Annotated in this window: 15 protein-coding genes; 3 read left to right on the plus strand and 12 right to left on the minus strand. The window is 70.6% G+C overall.

The genetic code is table 11. The features are described from left to right. Positions 1-289 precede the first annotated feature (289 nt). Positions 290-595, plus strand: a complete 306-nt coding sequence (locus tag DJ75_RS14810; protein WP_094525194.1) for a HalOD1 output domain-containing protein — start codon at positions 290-292, stop codon at positions 593-595. A 38-nt stretch (positions 596-633) separates the two neighbouring features. Here the strand turns inward: DJ75_RS14810 and DJ75_RS14815 are convergent, their stop codons facing one another. The 8 genes from DJ75_RS14815 to DJ75_RS14850 form a co-directional block, all read right to left on the minus strand. Further along, on the minus strand, positions 634-1,350 hold the full coding sequence (locus DJ75_RS14815; RefSeq protein WP_094525195.1) for a peptidase: 717 nt from the start codon (positions 1,348-1,350) through the stop codon (positions 634-636). 61 nt (positions 1,351-1,411) lie between these two features. Further along, entirely contained in the window at positions 1,412-2,062 is a 651-nt protein-coding gene (locus DJ75_RS14820) for a P-loop NTPase (protein WP_094525196.1), read from the minus strand. Continuing rightward, positions 2,059-2,826: a hypothetical protein gene (locus DJ75_RS14825; RefSeq protein ID WP_094525197.1), complete on the minus strand. Its 768-nt coding sequence runs from the start codon at positions 2,824-2,826 to the stop codon at positions 2,059-2,061. Before DJ75_RS14825 ends, DJ75_RS14820 begins: the two co-directional genes overlap by 4 nt. A gap of 52 nt (positions 2,827-2,878) precedes the next feature. Then, positions 2,879-3,649: a hypothetical protein gene (locus tag DJ75_RS14830; protein ID WP_176451061.1), complete on the minus strand. Its 771-nt coding sequence runs from the start codon at positions 3,647-3,649 to the stop codon at positions 2,879-2,881. Beyond that, positions 3,646-3,984: a hypothetical protein gene (locus DJ75_RS14835; protein WP_094525198.1), complete on the minus strand. Its 339-nt coding sequence runs from the start codon at positions 3,982-3,984 to the stop codon at positions 3,646-3,648. Before DJ75_RS14835 ends, DJ75_RS14830 begins: the two co-directional genes overlap by 4 nt. Positions 3,985-4,023: 39 nt before the next feature. Next, complete coding sequence (locus DJ75_RS14840; RefSeq protein WP_094525199.1) at positions 4,024-4,350, minus strand: hypothetical protein; 327 nt, start codon at positions 4,348-4,350, stop codon at positions 4,024-4,026. Beyond that, the gene (locus DJ75_RS14845; RefSeq protein ID WP_094525200.1) at positions 4,351-8,409 is read right to left on the minus strand and encodes an LAGLIDADG family homing endonuclease; all 4,059 of its coding nucleotides are present in this window, start codon (positions 8,407-8,409) and stop codon (positions 4,351-4,353) included. A gap of 93 nt (positions 8,410-8,502) precedes the next feature. Then, complete coding sequence (locus tag DJ75_RS14850; RefSeq protein WP_094525201.1) at positions 8,503-8,865, minus strand: TRAM domain-containing protein; 363 nt, start codon at positions 8,863-8,865, stop codon at positions 8,503-8,505. A 208-nt stretch (positions 8,866-9,073) separates the two neighbouring features. On the opposite strand from DJ75_RS14850, the gene DJ75_RS14855 reads away from it, so the two are divergent. Next, positions 9,074-11,416, plus strand: a complete 2,343-nt coding sequence (locus tag DJ75_RS14855) for a DEAD/DEAH box helicase (RefSeq protein WP_094525202.1) — start codon at positions 9,074-9,076, stop codon at positions 11,414-11,416. A 6-nt stretch (positions 11,417-11,422) separates the two neighbouring features. Here DJ75_RS14855 and DJ75_RS14860 read toward each other — a convergent pair whose 3' ends face one another. Then, the gene (locus DJ75_RS14860) at positions 11,423-12,772 is read right to left on the minus strand and encodes a RimK/LysX family protein (protein ID WP_176451469.1); all 1,350 of its coding nucleotides are present in this window, start codon (positions 12,770-12,772) and stop codon (positions 11,423-11,425) included. Positions 12,773-12,902: 130 nt separating this feature from the next. Between DJ75_RS14860 and DJ75_RS14865 the strand changes: the two genes are divergently transcribed. Beyond that, the gene (locus DJ75_RS14865; protein WP_176451470.1) at positions 12,903-13,658 is read left to right on the plus strand and encodes a topoisomerase DNA-binding C4 zinc finger domain-containing protein; all 756 of its coding nucleotides are present in this window, start codon (positions 12,903-12,905) and stop codon (positions 13,656-13,658) included. Positions 13,659-13,682: 24 nt separating this feature from the next. On the opposite strand, the gene DJ75_RS14870 is transcribed toward DJ75_RS14865, so the two are convergent. The 3 genes from DJ75_RS14870 to panB form a co-directional block, all read right to left on the minus strand. Then, positions 13,683-14,669, minus strand: a complete 987-nt coding sequence (locus tag DJ75_RS14870; RefSeq protein ID WP_094525203.1) for a tyrosine--tRNA ligase — start codon at positions 14,667-14,669, stop codon at positions 13,683-13,685. Between the two features lie 99 nt (positions 14,670-14,768). Continuing rightward, complete coding sequence (locus DJ75_RS14875) at positions 14,769-16,829, minus strand: DUF460 domain-containing protein (RefSeq protein ID WP_094525204.1); 2,061 nt, start codon at positions 16,827-16,829, stop codon at positions 14,769-14,771. Positions 16,830-17,360: 531 nt separating this feature from the next. Next, entirely contained in the window at positions 17,361-18,167 is an 807-nt protein-coding gene (gene panB / locus DJ75_RS14880) for a 3-methyl-2-oxobutanoate hydroxymethyltransferase (protein ID WP_094525205.1), read from the minus strand. Between the last annotated feature and the right edge of the window lie 101 nt (positions 18,168-18,268).

The raw sequence follows: 18,268 nt of genomic DNA on the forward strand, positions 1-18,268 counted from the left end.
GTCGGTTCGGCTCCCGCCCGACCGTCCCGTCCGCCGAACCACGCGGTTTCGCCGCCCGGTCGCGGGGCGGGTCCGCCGCGCGTCAGTTAGTTAAAAAAGAACCCGAACGCGTCGCCGTCGGCTCTCCGGGCGATACCCGCCGTGGGGCGTCCGAGTGACATGTTACCTGATGTCTCGCGCAGGGCGTTAACGGTTTGTCTCCGGCCGATCCATCCGTCGGATCGCCCGAATTATCACCTTTGATTAACGACGGCGAGCGTTTATATACTGGTTCGCCGACAGGACGGGTATGAGCAGTGTTCCGTCAAACGCTTCCGACGCCGGTTCGCTCCCCGGACCGGTCCGGGTCGCCCACGGCTCCGACGACCGCCCGGCGAGCCAGGCGGTCGTCGAGGCCGTCGCAGACCTCGTCGGGGTCGATCCCGACGCGCTCGCCGACGAGGCCGACATCGTCCTGTACGACCACGTCGACCCCGACGCGCTCGACGCGCTCGTCGAGCACCGTTCGGACGAGGGATTCTCCCTCTCGTTTTCCGTCGCCGGGTACGACGTCCGAGTCGACGCCGGCGAGGCCGTCGCTCGGCCCGCCGAGTAACGACGGCCGAGTACCGACCGCCGACCGTTCCCGTCGCGTCAGTCGTCCGATCCCGCCCGTTCTCGAAGCGCCGCGATCCGATCGCCGAGCGGCGGCTGTACCTCGAACCACGTCGACCAGTCGCCCCTCGCTGGCTCGACCCCCTGAACCGCGGCGACGCGCTCGAAGGCGTCGGCGACGCGGCCCGCGCCGACCGCGTCCGCGGCGCGGTCGTCGGCGGCGTACTGCACCCGTCGGCCGACCCAGAACGCGACGAGCGCCACGGCGACGAGCGACGCGAACCCGGCCTGAAACGGCACCGCGACCGTCACGATCGCCGCCAGCACTCCGAGCACCGCCGCGATCGAGACCGCGCGGAACTCGCCGTAGTACGTCTCCACGCGCCCCGCCTCGGCCGCGAGGAGGCCGATCGCGACGTCCTCGTCGAGGCCGTCGAGCACGCTCTCCGTGAGGAACAGGACCCGCCTGCCGGGCGGTCCGCGAACGGCGATGTCGACACGTCCGATCCCCGCGCCGTCCCCGTTCGTCGCCGCCCCGTCGGCAGTCTCTTCGTCTCCCGTCGCCCCGCCGTCGGTCTCGATCGCGACCCGCTCGATGTCGAGCCCGGCGGTTTCGCGGAGCGAGGCGAGTCGCTTCCGCTCACCGTCAGTCGGCTCCCGCAGGTCGCGGAAGCGGTCGGCGGCGTACAGCGGTCCGACCTCGACCGCGAGGAAGCCGACGACGGCGACGCCGACGAGGAACGCGACCGTGAACATGGCTCCCCCTCGGTCCCGGACCGAATAAAGCGACCCGATGTTCCGCGCGCTCGGCGCTCAGTCAGCGGGGGACCCGCCCGGCCAACCCCCCGATCGCCCGCGCGGCGTCGCTCTCGGGGGCGGCGTCGACGACCGGCCGCTCCGCGGCGACGGAGTGACCGACCCGCGGGTCCGCCGGCACCACCGCCGCGGGCGCGCCCAGGGCGTCGGCGATCGCCTCGGTCGGCGGCTCCTCGGTCACTCGGTTGACGGCGCAGCCGACGAGCCCGGCGCCGAGCTCGCGGGCGAGCGCTCGGGTGCGGATCGCGTCGGCCAAGGCGAACGCCCGCGGGGAGACCACCAGCAGACACGCGTCCGCGACCGCGAGCGGAACGCCGGCGTCGGCCCGCCGGCCGGCCGGGCAGTCGAGGACGACGACGCCGTGGTCCCGCTCGATCGCGGCCACCGCGTCTCCCAGCGCCGACAGGTCGCAGGCGCGGGCGCCGGCGAGCGTCCGTCCGCAGGGAACGATGTCGACAGGGCCGGTTCGCACCGTCTCCGTCGGGTCGGCGCGCCCGGCGAGCACGTCGTGGAGGTCCGGACCCCGACCGCCGGGGAGGTCGGCCATGCCGAGGTCCGCGTCGACGACGACCGCGTCGAGCGCGGCGGCGACGTTGTACGCGACCGTCGTCTTCCCGACTCCGCCCTTCCCCCCGGCGACGGCGAGGATCACGCGAGCCGCTCCAGCGCGTCGACCGGGACATCGGTCTCCGCCGCGCGCTCCGCCAGCGACGCCGCGCGCTCGCTCACCGCCCGGAGCCGGTCAGCGTCGCCGTCGATCCGGTCGTCGACGCCGGCGAGCGCGTCGATACCCCCCGCGTCCGCGACTACCTCCGTCGCCGTCGCCACGTCGGCGTCTGTCAGCCGCTCCGCCCGGTCGATCCGGGCCTCGACCGCAGCGAACCAGTCGTCGACCGAGGCGGAAGCCGCTCGCCCGGAACCCCCGGCGTCGCCTCCGGTGTCCTCGCCCTCGCCGTCGGTACCGCCCGCCTCGACGCCGGGAGCGGTCTTCTCGGGGCGGTCGGCGGTCTCGCGATCCCCGTCGACGGCCGCCCGCGGCGGCCGGTGGTCGGCGAGGTCGCGGAGCGCGTCGGCCGGCGTCGCGTCGCCACCTCCGTCGATGCCGTCGGGACCGGCGGTCGCCCGGGGGGACTCGTCCGGGTCGGCCGCCTCGACGTCGACGATCTCGACCGGGGGATCGACGGGTGGCGCCGGAACCGCGAAGCCGAACCCGCGTCGGTCGCCCGGGTCGACCCGCAGCGTCACTCCGGTCGCGTCCCACCCGTCCGCCGGGACGCCGCCGCGTCGCGGCGGCAGCACCGGCGCCTCGAACCGACTCTCGACCCGCACCCGTCGCGGGACGGCCTCCTCGTTGCGCACCCGACAGCGCACCAGCGACGCGTCGCCCGCCCGGTCGACGGTCCACGAGAGATCCATACGCCGGCTGACGCGGTATCGCTGATAAATCTCTGTCCGACGCCGACCCCGATCACGGGTCGGGCGCGCGGTCCGGACGGACGACCGTCTCGTCGAGCACCGCCTCCGGCGACCGCTCCCCGCGCTCGGCGAGCCAGCGCGCGGCCTCGACGCCGAGCGCGACGGCGGCGTCCAGATCGGCGATCCGGACCGCCGCGAGCGACGCGGCGAGTCGCGGCCCCTCGTACTCCGACGGCCCCGCTCCGGCCCGCGGCGGATCGACGCCGGGAACCGACGCCAGAGCGGCGCGAAACGCCGGATACACGTCTATCGCGAGCTCATGGCGCGCCTCTCGCCGGCGGTTTCGCAGCCGGTCCTCGAGTTCGAGCCGTCGCTCCCGCTCGTCGCGGGCGCGGGCGGCCCGCTCGCGGGCCCGTTCGAGCGCCTGCTCGGCCGCGATCCGCTCGGTCTGCGCGTTTGAGAGCTCCGCCGCGGCGGACTCGAGGTCGCCGAGCGCCTCGTCGGTCTCCGCTTCGACGGCCCGACGCGCCCGCACGTCGCCGCGGAGCGCCGCGACGCGCTCTTTCAGCCGCTCCTCCTCGCCGCTCGCTTCCGCAACTCGCTGACGGGCCCCGGTGAGGTCGACCGACTCGACCCCGATCGCCGCGATCTCCTCCCGGAGTCGACCGAGATCGTCGCGCACCGACGACTCGCGTCCGCGCGACCGGGCCGCCGCCGCGAGCTCCCGCCGGAGGCTGGTCCCGGTCGGCACCTGGTCGAGGACCGCCTCCGGCGCGGGGGACGGGCGCTTCTCAGCCTCGTCCGACGCCGGCGCGCCGGTCACAGCTCCTCGCCTTTCAGTCGGTCCGGGTCGGGATGGTCCGTCCCGGCGGCGAACGCGGCGTACGGCGTCGCCGTCGCGTCTCGGTCCGCGTACGCGCTCGCCGCCTCGCGGACCGACTCGTCGAGCGCGACGAACTCGTTGAACGGCTCCGTCCGCTCGATCTGGACGTCGCCGCCGTGCGACTCCCGGAGCCGCACGGCGAGGAACGCGGCGTACGTCGTCGCGTCGAGCAACGCGGCTCGCCCGAACCGACGGACGATCGACTCCTCGTGGCGTCGACACAGGTTCCGGAGTCCGGTGCGAGCCGCTTCCGAATACGTCACGATCAGCAGCACGGACGCGGCTGATCGAGGGCCGAACTTATCGGTTCCGAACTATTCCGGATCGCCTACTCGTTCGACTTCGAACTCCGTGACTGCGTCGTTTTCGAGGTCTGTCAGATCGTCTGACCAGTCCACGTCAACCCCGGAGAGCGCGAGCACGCGCTCGCGGGCGGCCGGGGCCGAGGGCGCCACGACGACTCGCCCGTCGACCGGATCGTCGCCCACCGCGCGGAACACGTCGTCGTCGCCGTCGAACTCCGTGGCGTAGGTCCGGAGCACGGTCGCCACCCGCCGCTCCGTGTCGGCGAGGTCCGCCTCGCCGCTCTCGAACGCGCGCAGGGCGTCCTCGACGTTCCGTATCGCGGAGATCCGGTCCATCTACGTCGTCCGCAGGTGTCCCTGCTTCGGCTCGTACACCTCTCCCTTCGTGCGGAGCTTCTCGATCTCCTGTTCGGCCTTTCCGGGGTCCATCCCGATCTCGCCGGCGCGGTCGAGCACCTCCTCGACGGGCGCGCCCTCCTGATACTCCTCCTCGATGTCCGCGATGAGGCCCTTGATGTTCTTGATGCGGTCGCGCTGGCTCTTGGAGGTGCCCGTCTCGACCACGTCGGCGTCGAACTGCCCGGTCTCGGGGTCGACGCCGATGTCCTTGAGACAGGACTCCACGATGTCGGTCGCCCGATCGGCGTCCTCGCGCTCGACGGTGTCCGAGAGCCGGAGCCGCGCGCTCGCCTCCGCGAGCCGTACCATCGCCTCCAGCTTCCGGGCGGTGACGGGGACCGGCGCGTCCTCGTCGGCGCCCTTCGAGCGCAGGTCGACGTAGAACTCCTCGATCAGCTCCTTCGCCTCCTCCGTCATCGTCGGGTAACAGGAGCGCTTCGCGTGGGCGATGTACTTGCGGAGCAGCTCGGCGTCGATCTCCGGCGCGACCTCCTGAGTCACCTCCGCCACCTGGTCCGAGGTGAACTCGGAGCTCGCCAACTCCTCGCGCTGCGTGTTGAGCTCGCCGGCGTAGTTCGTCTTGATGATGTGTTTCGCCAGCCGGGAGTCGTGCTCGGGGTCCGGGCTGTCCGTCACCGTGAAGATCAGGTCGAACCGCGAGATGAGCGCGGGTTCGAGGTCGATCTGTTCGCCGATAGGCTCGTACTGATCGAACCGGCCGTACTTCGGGTTCGCGGCGCCGAGCAGCGAACACCGCGCCTTCAGCGTCGCGTTGATCCCCGCCTTCGAGACGGAGATCTTCTGCTGTTCGAGCCCCTCGTGCATCGCGGAGCGGTCGGAGGAGTTGTGAACGACGAGGCCGTTCGCGACGAAGTTGTGCGTCTCGTCGACGGTCAGGTCGTACACCTTCGGCTGCCGCCCGTCCTCGATCCGAGCCAGGAGCGAGCGCAGTTCGTCCTTGACGGCGTCGACTTCGGCTCCGATCGCTTCGCGGAGATCGCCGAGCCTGTCGGTCTCGACGCCCCCGGACAGCCACCGCGACACGGTCGCTTGATCCACGTCGAGCGACGAGGCCACGTCGGCCTGACTGACGCCGTACGCGTCGAGCGTCGCCGCCAGTTCCGATCGTACTTCGCTGACTTGACCGCGGTCGAGTAGCTCGCGAGCCCGTCGCTCTGCCGTTTCGACTGGCCCGCCGACGATGTCGGCGAGACGCTGCCGAAGTACCTCGCTACGGTGTTCCGTCGACTCCGGCAGCACGGTTTCGATCGACTCGACGCGGCGCCACTTCACGTCACCCCGTCCGAACTCTCGCAGACCATCGAGATCGGTCTCGCCGACCGCAGTGAGAACGTCGCGAAGCCGGCTCGCCACCGTTCGACGAACGTCGTCGCTCTCGCCCCATCCGCTGGAGATCCGCTGTTGTGACAGCGCCGTTCCCTCGGCGAGCTCGGACTGGGAGACGTGGTACCGCTCGCGTATCTCGGCGAGGGTTTCCCACGCCGCCTCTCCGTCGAGCACGCGACGGTCCTCGGCCGCCGCCTCCAGTCTGTCCTCGAATGCGGCGAGTATCCGGCGCGCTCGATGGAGCGACGCGTTCGCGGTTCCGCTCTCGAAGTCGTGATACGTGACCGCGTCGAGCCCGCATTCGCTCTGGTGAAGCCGAAGCGACTCGCGGCATTTCGCGAGTAGGCCGTCTATCTCCGGAACCACGTCGAGAATCGTACGGTCGCCGTCGGCGGCCTCGACGACGCGGTCGAGCGCCTCCGCCTTTCGGGTGGCGGTGAATCCGATAGCGCGGCGGAACGCCGCGAGCGATTCCGCGTCCGTCACCGTGAGGTAGTACACGTCTCTGCCCCCGTTTCGTTCGCGGTGTTGGAGCTGGCTCGACACGCCGAACTGTAAGAGGAGGTTCCGCGCCCCTCGAAGCAGGTCCCGGCTCGCCGACGCTATCCGAACGTTGCCCGCCGACTCGTCGACGTGGCCCTCGCTGTCGGCGAGCGCACGGACGAACGCGGCCTTCGCCGCGCGGCTTCCCGTCGAAACAGGGGTCGGGAAGCACTTCTCGTCGTACCGACCGAGGTTCATCCCCGCGTCGAGGACGGCGTCTGCGTACTCCTTTCCAGTGACGCGGACCGTCTCGACGCCGCCTTCACGCTTTTCGCTCGGCGGACGGGTCGGCTCCGCGCCGAACGCCTCTCGTGCCGCCCGCTCGAAGTCGGCGAGCAGTTCGTCGTCGGTGTTGGTGAACCGGACGCCGTAGACGCCCTCCTCGCGGTCGTAGTAGACGTTCCCGTCGCCCGAGAGATATCCGAGGACGCTCGCCATCGCGGCGTCGATTCCCTCGCCGGCATCGACGAGTTCGCCGTCGACGATCTCGGCGTCGACATCACCGCCTGCAGCCCCCACCGCTCCCGCACCGTCCGTCGCTTTCGCCGGAATCTCGCGGGGGACGTACACCCAGTCGCCGTCGTCGAGCGCCGCCGCCTCGCGCTCGACGCGCTCGCCGTCGTCGAGGACGAAGAACGGGTGGTCGGCCGTCGCGGTCAGCGACTCTCCGGTCTCCATCGTCACTCGCGTCAGCTCCGACGGCGCGTCGTACTCGTGCACCGCGGACACGGGACGCTCGACCAGCCGGCCGTCCTCGTCCATCGTCCAGACCTCGAGATCGACGTCGCGGATTCGTCGGCCGTTCGAGAGATCCTCGATTTCGCCGTCTTCCGCGGCATCCCGTGCCAGCTCGTCGATACGTTCCACGCGCCCGTCCGCGAGCGTGACCAGCGTGTCGCCGGTCACGCAGTCCATCTTGTCCAGCTCGTCGACCGCGGCGATCCCCTTGTCGGCGAGCACGAGCGCGCCGGCCTCGAGCGACCACTGCTGGCCGTCGCCGAAGTCGTCGCGTACCGCGGCCGCGGTGAGCCCCGCCGCGCTGCTGCCCTTCCCGGAGGTGTAGACCGATCGGGGCGCGATGTTTTCTACATACGAAATCATCTGAGATTTACCCGTTCCAGGGTCGCCAATAAGGAGCATGTGGAGGTCCCCGCGGATCCGCGAGCCGTCGGGGAGGTGTTTGGTGACGCCGGAGAACAGCTGGAGGATCATCGCGAGCTTCTCCTCCTCGTAGCCGTAGATGGCGGGCGCGATGGAGCCGACCATCGCCTCGTAGATGTCGTCGCGGTTGGAGAGCTCGATGATCTCGCGTTTGTCCGCCTCGGTGATGTCCATGTCCTCGAACTCCTCGTCCTCGATGGAGATGGAGACGCCGTCCATGTACAGGTCGAAGATGGCGGACTTCTCGTTGCCCTGCTCGACTTGTTCGATGTGGAGGACGCCGACGCAGGTGACGTGGTCGCCGGGGCTCACCTTCCCGGTGATGTCGTCGACGATGTCGACGTCGAGCGACTGGGGCGTCTCGCCGCCGCGAAGCCCCTCGGGCGACTCCTGGATGCGGAGCTTCTGAGAGTCGATGAACTCCGACTGGTCGAAGTTGACGCGGAAGGGGCCCTGTCGCTCGCAGCCCTGACACTCGTGGGGCTCTTGGAAGCCGCCGTCGCTCTGGGGGATGTACGTCATCGTGCCGCAGCGCTGGCACTCGAAGGCGGCCTCGGTGACTTTCGGGCGGACGTCGGTCGCCTTGCGGACGATCCCCTTGACGGAGACGAGTTTCCCGATGTGGTCGTCGTGAACGCGGATGCCGCGGATGTCGATGCTCTCGGGGAGGTTCTCGATCCGGACGTGCGCGCGGCCGAGGCTGACGTCGGCGGGGAGGTCGTAGAGCCGCAGCGCCTCTTCGGCGTACTCGCGCATCTGGTCCGGCTTCGTGCGGAAGTCCTCGGCGAGGTCGCGGTCGAACTGAAACAGATCGTCGTAGTCGACGTACAGGGAGCGCTGTTCGTTGGGGTATCGCTGCGCGAGGGTGCCGATCTCCTCGCGGTAGTAGTTGCGGTAGAACTGAATGAACCGCTCCGTGAGGTCCTGATTCCCGGCCTGAGCCATTACGAAACCCCTTCGTCGCCATCACGTATGAACCTCATGCTCGGGGCGGAGGTGGACCGCGCGGGTCGCGTTCGCCCCCGGGATCCGGTCCCGTTACGCCTTCGTCACGAACGTCGCGTCGGCCGAGGTGCGCCCCTCGTTGAACGAGAGCACCTTCGCGCGGATCACGTCGCCCGTCGAGAGGTCGCTCGGGATGTCCTCGGCGAAGACGACGAACCCCTCGACCTTGCCGACGGCGACCTCCGCGCCCGTGTGGTGGTCGGTGAGCTCCGTCACGCCGAACTCGTACGTCTCGCCGATCTCGACCGGCGGCTCGCGCTCCTGTGCGGCCTCGTGGGCGCGCTTCGACTCGCGGGCCTCCCCGGACGGCCCTCGCAGGCGACGGACGACGGTCACCAGGACGAGCAGGGCGATCACGGCCGCGGCTCCGACGACGATCGGGTCCGACGGTATCATACCGGGCGGTCGACCCCCGCTCACGTAAACGCCCGGGGTCGACGGTGGGGATCGATCCGAGGGGCGGCCCGAGACGGCGGGCGCGTCCGTTCGCGTCGACAGTCCCCCGCCGCCCACATGAGAAACGCCTTTGGGCTGGAGCCCCCCGACTCGACGTGATGCGAACACCGCTCGGTCGCCGTCGAGTCCCCCGCGAGCGTGGTGCGGCGTGAAGGTCGCGGACGCGGTGCCGGAGTTCGCCGACGCGTTCGGCTTCGACGAGTTCAATCGGATGCAACGCGAGGCGCTCCCGGGCATCCTAGAGACCGACAACAACGTCGTCGCCTCCGCGCCGACGGCCTCCGGAAAGACCGCGCTCGCCGAGCTCGCGATCTGCAAGACCCTCTCGGAGGGCGGCACTGCCCTCTTCATCGCTCCGCTCCGCGCGCTCACCAACGAGAAAGAGAGCGAGTGGGAGCGGTTCGAAGCGCTCGGCTACTCCGTGTACGTCGTCTCCGGCGAGCGCGACCTCAACCCCCGCCGCGCCGAGCGCGCGGACGTGCTCGTGACGACGCCCGAGAAGGCCGACAGCGCGACGCGCAAACACGACTCAGCGCGCTACTCGTTCGTCACCGACGTCGACTGCGTCGTCATCGACGAAGTCCACCTGCTCGACAGCGAGAAGCGCGGCGCGGTGCTGGAGGTGACCGTCTCGCGGCTCCGCCGGCTGCAGGACCCCCGCGTCGTCGCGCTCTCCGCGACCATGCCGAACGTCGAGGACGTCGCCAAGTGGCTCGACGCGCCCGCGGAGACGACCTACGAGTTCGGCGACGAGTACCGCCCGGTAGACCTTGAAACGGGCGTGAAGACGTACTCGCACGGCTCGAACGCGTTCGCCGATAAGTACCGGCGGCTCTACCGCGCGCTCGACCTGGCCGAGCCGCACGTCCGCGAGGACGGGCAGGCGCTCGTGTTCGTCTCCTCGCGGCAGGACACGGTGCAGGCGGCCAAGAAGGCGCGCGACGAGATCACGGACCGCGACATCCCGATCGACTCCCGGGGCGACTACGACTTCCACAACGAGGCGAAAGATCTCACCAACGACACGCTCCGGCAGTCGGTCACCGACGGCGTCGGCTTCCACCACGCCGGGCTCGGGAAGGCGGACCGCGACCGCGTCGAGGAGTGGTTCAAACAGGGGAAGATCAAGCTGCTCTTCTCGACGTCGACGCTCGCGTGGGGCGTGAACCTCCCGGCGCGCTGCGTCGTCATCCGCGACACGAAGTACCACGACCCGCTGGAGGGCGAGACGGACATCTCGCCGCTGGACGTGCTCCAGATGCTCGGCCGCGCCGGCCGCCCCGGCTACGACGACGTGGGCTACGGCTGGGTGGTCTGCGACCGCGCGGACGCGGACAAGTACCGCGCGCTGCTCCGAGAGGGCAAGGAGATCGAGTCCCGCCTCGCCGCGGAGTTGGAGTCGCACCTCAACGCGGAGATCGCGATGGGGACCATCCGCGGACTGGAGGACGTGATGGCGTGGCTAGAGACGACCTTCTACTACGTCCGCGCCGAGTCGAAGCCGGACGCGTACGACTTCGGCACCCTCCGCGACCGCGTGCGAGACACCCTCGACTCGCTCGTCGACGACGGCTTCGTCGCGGCCGACGACGAGCTCGCGATCGAGCCGACGGGGCTCGGGCGGCTCGCCTCCAAGTACTACCTCCGTCTGGACACGGCTCGCCGCTTCCGGCGGCTCGCCGACCGCGAGACCCTGACGGTCGACCGCATCCTGGAGACCGTCGCGTCGGCCGGCGAGTTCGACTCGGTGTCGGCGCGGTCGGCGGAGTCGGACGCGATCGACCGCATCCTCGACGGCCATGACACCGACCTGGAGGACGGCCACCGGAAAGTGTTCGCCATCCTCCTCGCCGGGATGGCCGATTCCGTTCCCTCGGACCTGCGCTCGGACGCGTGGGTGATCCGACAGAACGCGCTCCGCCTGCTCGCCGCGCTCTCGGAGTTCCTCGACCGATTCGCCGGCCCCCGCGCCGCGAACCTCGCGTGTCGCGTCGAGGCGCGCGTCGAGCACGGCGTCTCGCGGGAGGCGGTCGCGCTCACCGCGATCGAGGGCGTCGGCTCCGGCCGCGCCGAGCGGCTCGCCGACGCCGGGCTCACCTCGCCCGCGGCCGTCGTCGACGCCGGCGCCGCGGCCCTCGAGAACGCCGGCATGAGCGGCTCCGTCGCCGAGCGGATCGTCGACGCCGCGCGCGACTGCCCGCGGATCGACGTCGACTGGGGGGACTTTCCGGGCGACATCGCCGTCGGGGAAAACGAGATGTGCGAGGTCGCCGTCGCGACCGTCTCGGGGAGCGCTCGGACCGGTATCCGGGTCACCGTCAACGACGTGGAGATGACGGCGACGACGACGTACCTCGACGGCGAGACGACGGTCCCGGTCGGCGTCTTCGGCCCGCCCGACGCCGACGAGCTGGAGTTCGTCGTCGAGGTCGTCTTCCCGGACCTGCCGCTGATGCCCGTCAGGGCGACGCGGACGGTCCGGGTGGCGTAAGTACGGTCACTCCTCGCGTTCCCGCCTCGTGACGTCCACGTGGTAGCCGTCGAGGATGTCCCGACCGAGGAGCACGGGGTAGGTCATGTGGTTCCGGTTCTCGATGCTCGCCGTCACGGTCCGCCACCGATTCCCGATCTTCAGGTCGATCTCGACCAGCGGCCGCTTCTGTCGCCCGGCTCGCGACCCGGATTTCACGCGGACCGTGTCGACGATGGGACCCGCGCCGATCTCCGCGGCGACGTCGAGGTCGATGCTCGTTCGCCGGGCACCGGTGTCCGACTTGCCGATCACCTCGATCGCCCTCTGGCCCGCGCTCACCGTCACGCGTTCGGTGTAGCCGATCGTCGTCGACGCCTCCGGTTCCGGATCGAGCGACGGCTTGCACTCCGGGACCGAGTCGTCCAGGACCGCCGCGAGCGACGCGACGCGGTCGGGGTCGACGCGGCCGCCGCCCCGCTCGATCGCGAGGGCGGCGATGTACGGTGCGGGGCTGACCCCCGTCGCCTCGAAGAGCCCCTTGAACCCCGCCGTCGTGTTCACCTCGAGAACGTACCACTCGCCGTCGCGGCACAGCAGGTCCACGCCGGCGTAGTCGAGGTCGAGCGCGTCGGCCGCCTCGCGCGCGAACCGCGCCGCCTCCTCCGGGAGGTCGCCGGTGAAGTCTTCGACCTCGCCGCCGACGGCGACGTTCGTTCGCCACTCGTCCGACGGCGCGTACCGTTTCATGGCGCCGACGACGCGGTCGCCGACGACGTACGCGCGGACGTCGAACGGCCGCTCGGCGCCGGTGTCGATGAACTCCTGGATGAACGCCCGGCGGCGGGCGATGTGCGGCGCGACGACGTCGCCCGCGTCGATGACCGCCATCCGGTCCCCGTTCGTCCCGATCGCGGACTTGTGGACCGCCTTCTCGCTCGTGAGGCGGTTGCCCTCGTTGATCGTCCGGTTGCTGAACGCGATGTACGCGTCCGGAATTCGGATGCCGGCGGCGGTGAGGGTCGCCGCGGCGCCGTACTTGTGCAGGGCTCGGACGACGACGGCCGGCGGGTTCAACACGGGACGCGAAGCGGTGTAGCCCGTCGCGATCCCGACGTCGTCGAGCGGCTGAGCGGCCTTCGTCATCAGTAGTCGGTTCGCGACGACGTCCACGTCGGGGTCGAACCGGAGGTCTCCGGCCTCGATCCACGACCTAGTGTTCTCCTCGCGGAGCCAGACCGGCTCGTGCCCCAACGCGCGAACGGCGTTGAGGATCGCTTTGGTCTCCTTGCTGTTGTGGAAGCTCAACACGCCGACCCGGACCGGTGAAGCCGACTCCGCTGTTCCCGACGAGTCCGCTCCAGGGACCTCGCTCATATGTAGCCTTACAGAAACGATCTTGTTAAGTTAAACACACGATTCTCCCGTCCGAGGAACGCGGGCCGGTCGCTCCCGGCCCGACCTCGTCGCCCGCCGCTTAAATCGGAAAGCGAGGCAACCCCGCGGCATGCCCGAACGACTCCGCGTGTTCGCCGGCGACTGTCGCGTGACCGAACGCGGCGACCGCTCCCGCACCCACCGCGGGCGCGTCGTCGTCCTGATCAAGCCCGACGACACCACGCTCGTCCACGACGCCGACGGCTACCAGCCGGTCGCGTGGCTCACCCGCCCCGACTCGGTCGTCGTCGAGGGCGACGGCGACGGCTTCTCCGTCACGGCTCGCGACGGGACTCGACGGCTCCGGGTCGTCGCCGAGGAGGCGACCGCGGGCCGCGCGCTCCCGGTCACGGAGGCCGGCGTTCCCGTCGGCACCTGCCCGGCGGACGGCGGGCCGCTCGTGCGCTCGCGCGGCGACGTGGTCTGTCTCGACTGCGAGGAGCGGTGGGGGCTCCCCGCGGGCGCGAGCGTCACCGACGGGGTCTGCGACGACTGCGGGCTCCCGAAGATCCGGGTCGAACGTGGCGAGCCGTTCCACCTCTGTCTCGATCCCTCGTGCGACCCGATGGAGGCGGCCGTCACTGACCGGTTCGACCGCGTCTGGGACTGCCCGGACTGCGACGGCGAACTGACCGTCAACTCCGCGCCGGGCCGCGTCTACCTCGGCTGCGAGAGCTACCCGGACTGCGAGACGACGTTCTCGATCCCCTCGGGCGTCGTCGTCGACGAGTGCGACTGCGGGCTCCCCGTCTTCGAGACGGCGACCGGTCGCGACTGCCTCGACGGGCCCTGTGAGTACGCGGGGCACGCGGCGGGCGAGAAATAGCGAGACGGGCCGAAGCGACCCCGGCTACTCCGCGAGCTGCTCGCGGCCCGGCGCGATGAGCCGGTCGAGGTACTCGGAGAGCGCGCCCTTCGCGTCGGCGGGGTGGAGCTCGCCGGACTCTAGGTCGGCCTCCAGCGCGTCGTACGCGTCGTACGCCAAGTCGCCGCCGTACTCCTCCGGTCGCTCGACGCGGACCGTCTCGAACCGCGGGAACACGTGGTACTCGAACACCTGCAGGACGGGGTTCTCCCGCGACTCGCCGTCGTCGGTCGGCTCGGGGTCGGCGGTCGGCGGGCAGTACGCGTCGTTCACCTTCGACTCGATGTCCTCGCGGGAGTCCTCCATCGAGATGGTGACGCCCTCGCTGGAGGACATCTTCCCGCGGCCGGTGCCCAGGTCGGCGATGAGCGGCGTGTGGAGGCTCGTCGGCGGCTCGCGGTCGATGCTCGGGAGCACGTCGCGCGCGAGCATGTGGACCTTGCGCTGCTCCATCCCGCCGACCGCGAGGTCGACGCCGAGGTACGGGATGTCGAGCGCCTGCATCAGCGGGTACACCGCCTGCGACACCTTCACCGAGTCGCCGGAGGTGATCTCGGCCATCGCGCGCTCGGCCCGCACGAGCGTCGTCTCCAGCTCCAGCGCGTGCAGGTCGAGCGTGTAGTCGTCGTCGAGCTGGAAGTCGGAGCCGAGCACGAACTGCGTGTTCGACTCGTCGAGCCCGTACGCGATGAACTGGTCGCGCATGCGCTCTGCGGTGTGGCGGATCTCCTCGAACGACCCCTTGTCGTTGAGGTAGGCGTGCACGTCCGCGAGCAGCACCGTCACCTCGAACCCGGCCTCCTGGAGGTCGATGAGCTTGTTCGCGGTGAGCATGTGCCCGATGTGGAGGACGCCCGAGGGCTCGTAGCCGACGTACGCCCGCTTCCCGTCGGGGTCGTCGGCCAGCGCCTCGATCTCCTCCTCGGTGACCACCTCGGCCGCGTTCCGGGTGATCCGCTCGTAGGCGTCCATACGAACGACTGTGCGGTTGTCGGACATATGACTTCTGGAAGCGCGCCGGCGCGTGACGGGCAAAATTCCCGCGGAACGGCCCTCTTGTCTTCGCCGATGCTACTCCTCGGTCTCCGGCAGCGTCCGCCCCGCTCGGTGCTCCGAGATGATCCGGTCGAGGTGCTCCTGTTTCTCCGCCTTCCGCCGTCGCTCGGCCCGCCGCTCCCAGTCGTCGACGGCGGCCTCGAGCGTCGCCTCGTCCGCGACCGCCAGCTCGTCGACCTCGCGGACGGGCACCGCGTCGGCCGGGACGACCGGGACGTCGTGGTCGAAGAGGACCTGATCGGCGACGTCGGAGAGGTTCCCGTCGCGGATCACCGCTCGCGGGTCCGTCTCGGCCAGCCGCTCGGCGGTCCGGCGGCCCGCGCCGGAGGCGTCGCGGAGGTAGACGACGTCGCCGGCGACCAGCCCGTACGCCTCGTCGGCGGCCTCCAGCGCGTCGAGCGTGAACTGCTCGACCGCCTTCACGCTGACGAGCCCCCGGTCCGCGGCCACGTCGTCGAAGTTGGAGTGGTCGAGCCGCCACAGCTCCTTCAGCGTCTCCACTTTCCCCTCCAGCTCCTCGACGGCCTCGCGCGCCTCGTCGCGCTCGCGTTCCAACCGGTCCGTCTCGCGTTCGAGCCGGGAGACGGCGCGCCGGGAGCGCGCCTCGATCCGCTCCTCGCGTTTCGCCTCCTCCAGCTCCCCCTCCAGTTCAGCGATCCGCTCGTCGCGCTCGCTGAGGTCGTCCTCCAGCGACTCCGCGTGGGACTCCAGCCGGTCGACGCGTTCGCGGAGCCGCCGGATCGTCTCCTCTTCCTCGGTGCGCTCGGGCTCGGTGGGGTCCGACTCGTCCGCGTCGTCCCCGCCGTCTCCGCCGTCTCCGCCGCTGCCCCCGTCGTCCTCGCTGAGGTCCGCGATGACCGACTCCACCGAGGCGCCGCCGGCGACGACGCCCGCGATCACCGCCTCGCGGTCGAGCCGCGGCGGGGTCTTCGCCGCGATCCGGTCGAACTGGTCCTCGTGGTCGTCGTAGGCGTACAGCGCGGCCGCCAGCGCGTCGCGCTCGTGGTCGTTGTCGTAGCCCGCCTCCCGGGTCCGGTGGAGCTTCTCGTCGACGGGGAGGTCCGTCGTCGGCCGCCACCCGGCGGCGTCGAACGAGCGCCGAAACTTCTCGACGGTCTCGGGCATCGGCTCCACGTCGGCGGCGACGATGATCGGGCGGCCCTGTTCGATGATCCACTCGGTCACCTCCGCGGTGTCGGCGGTCCGCGAGGAGTACAGCGCGTGGACGGTGCCGTCGAGCCCGACGACGGCCGCCGCGGTCGTCGTCCCCGGATCGATGCCGACGATCACTCGGTCGCGCCGCCGGACGAGCGGCTCGTACTCGATCCCGTCGCGGCGCTCGCGCTCGACCTCGACGCGCACGTCGCCGGCCCGCGAGTTCGACACGGGGATGTCCTCCGGGCGCGCCTCGACCGCGAACGTCGCGTTCGCGTAGCCGCCGTACTTCTCGGTCACGTCGCGCTCGAAGTCGAGGTTCGCCTCCTTCAGCTTCGACTGGACCTGTCGCGTCCGCTTCCGGACGTTGCCGTGGATCCGCCGGGTGTAGCGGTCCTGGCTCCAGCCGCCCTTCCCGGTCGATCGACCGCGGGACACCTTCACCCGCGTCTCGTCGGTGAACGCGGTCACCTCGTGGCCGACGTTGGCGGCGGCCAGCCGGGCCGACGCCTCCGCCTCCTTCATCGGCTTTTTCCCGTACGGGATCCCGTGGCGAGAGGCGACTCGCGAGAGCGGCTCCGGGCGCTCCGCGCCGGTCACCTGCACGAGCCTGGTGCCGTCGGGCAGCGACCGGAGGAAGCCCACCAGCTCGTTCTTGTTCGCCGCCAGCTCGTAGGCGTTGTCGGTGGCGACGTACAGCGGCTCGCGGTCGTCTATCAGCCGGCAGAGCTTCCGGAACGACACCACGTCGCGGGTCACCCGCGCCATCGGCCCGTCGGCGTCGGGCGCGTCCGGGTCGTCTTCGTCGACGGGATCCAGGATGACGAGGGCGTACGAGGGGTCGTCGCCGCGGACGTCGCCGCTGTGTACGTCGACGCCGAACACCGGCCGGTCGCGGGCGCGGATGGTCCGGGTTGTCACGGGTTCACGTAGGCCGTTCGCGCGTATATACCCCACGCCGAGTGTGACGGTTTCGTCGTGGGATCCGGTTCAGTAGCTCCGTTGGGACCCGACTCTTCGAACGTGAGGTCGCTCGAAACGGAGGTCGATGCGGTATTTAAAAATCGACGAGCCGCAGCGAAGATAGCTTATAAAATCGGATGCGGTGGCGCGTGCCCGTGAGCGGCCGGCAGGCCGCGAACGGCACCGCGCGAGGGAGTCGGTGGTCCGGAGCGAAGCGAAGGACCACCGACGAGGCTGGGGAGGCGTGAGGTGCGGTTGCGGTGCGGTCGGGGTGGGACTCAAAGGGGCAGCCGTGAGGCGGGCGCAGGTGACGAAAGCACCGCAGGGAGCGAACGGAGTGAGCGACCGAGGAGCGCAGCGAGCGTGCGCCCGCCTCACGGCTGGGGCTTTGGAGGTGTTCACCACAAAGGAACCAGTCATGTAAATCCGAGCGACTGGGGCTTCGGAGGTCTTCTCCGCATCGCCGCCGTTCGCTTATAAATGTCCGACTCAGTACAGGTCGTCGAGCTCCTCCTCGACGTGCCAGTGCTCGTCCGCTGGAAACTCGCCGCTCTCGACCGCCTCGCGGTACGCCGTGACCGCGTCGAGCATCTCGCCGCGCACGTCGCCGAACTGCCGGGAGAAGGGCGGCGACCAGTCGCCGAGCCCGACCGCGTCGTTGATCACGAGCACCTGCCCGTCGCAGTCGGGGCCCGCGCCGATCCCGATCGTCGGGACCTCGAGCGCCTCCGTGACGGCCCCCGCGAGGTTCGCGGGGACGTGTTCTAACACGAGCGCGAACGCGCCGGCCTCGGCGTGCGCGCCGGCGAGGTCGACGATCTCCTCGGCGGCGTCCTGATCGGTCCCCTGTCTGGCGTAGCCGCCGAGTCGGTTGACGTGCTGGGGGGTCAAGCCGAGGTGCGCCATCACCGGGATCCCGACTTCGGTCATGCGCCGCGTCATCTCGACGGTGTGTGGGCCGCTCTCGATCTTCACCGCGTCGGCGTCGGCCTCCTTCAGCAGCCGGCCGGCGTTACGCACGGACTCGGCCGGCTCGACGCCGAACGAGAGGAAGGGCATGTCGGCGACGACGAGGGCGTCCGCCGTCGCGCGGGCGACCGCCGCGGTCCGGCTCGCGATCTCGTCGAGCGTCACGGGGAGCGTGGAGTCGTAGCCGAGGACGGCGTTGCCCATGCTGTCGCCGACGAGGATGACGTCGACGCCGGCCTCGTCGACGACCGCGGCGGAAGGGGCGTCGTACGCGGTCAGCATCGTGATCGGCGCCTCGCGGTCCCGGAGTCCCCGCGTCGTGGTCATACCCGAACTCACCCGCGCGACCGGTTAAAATCGCCGGGATCCGGAAACCCGACGCGTCGGCGCCGCCCGTCTCTCTCGCGTCGCTCCCGCCCGGCGACCGC

Origin of the sequence: Halorubrum sp. Eb13, from assembly GCF_002252895.1 — an archaeon.
Taxonomy (GTDB): Archaea; Halobacteriota; Halobacteria; order Halobacteriales; family Haloferacaceae; genus Halorubrum.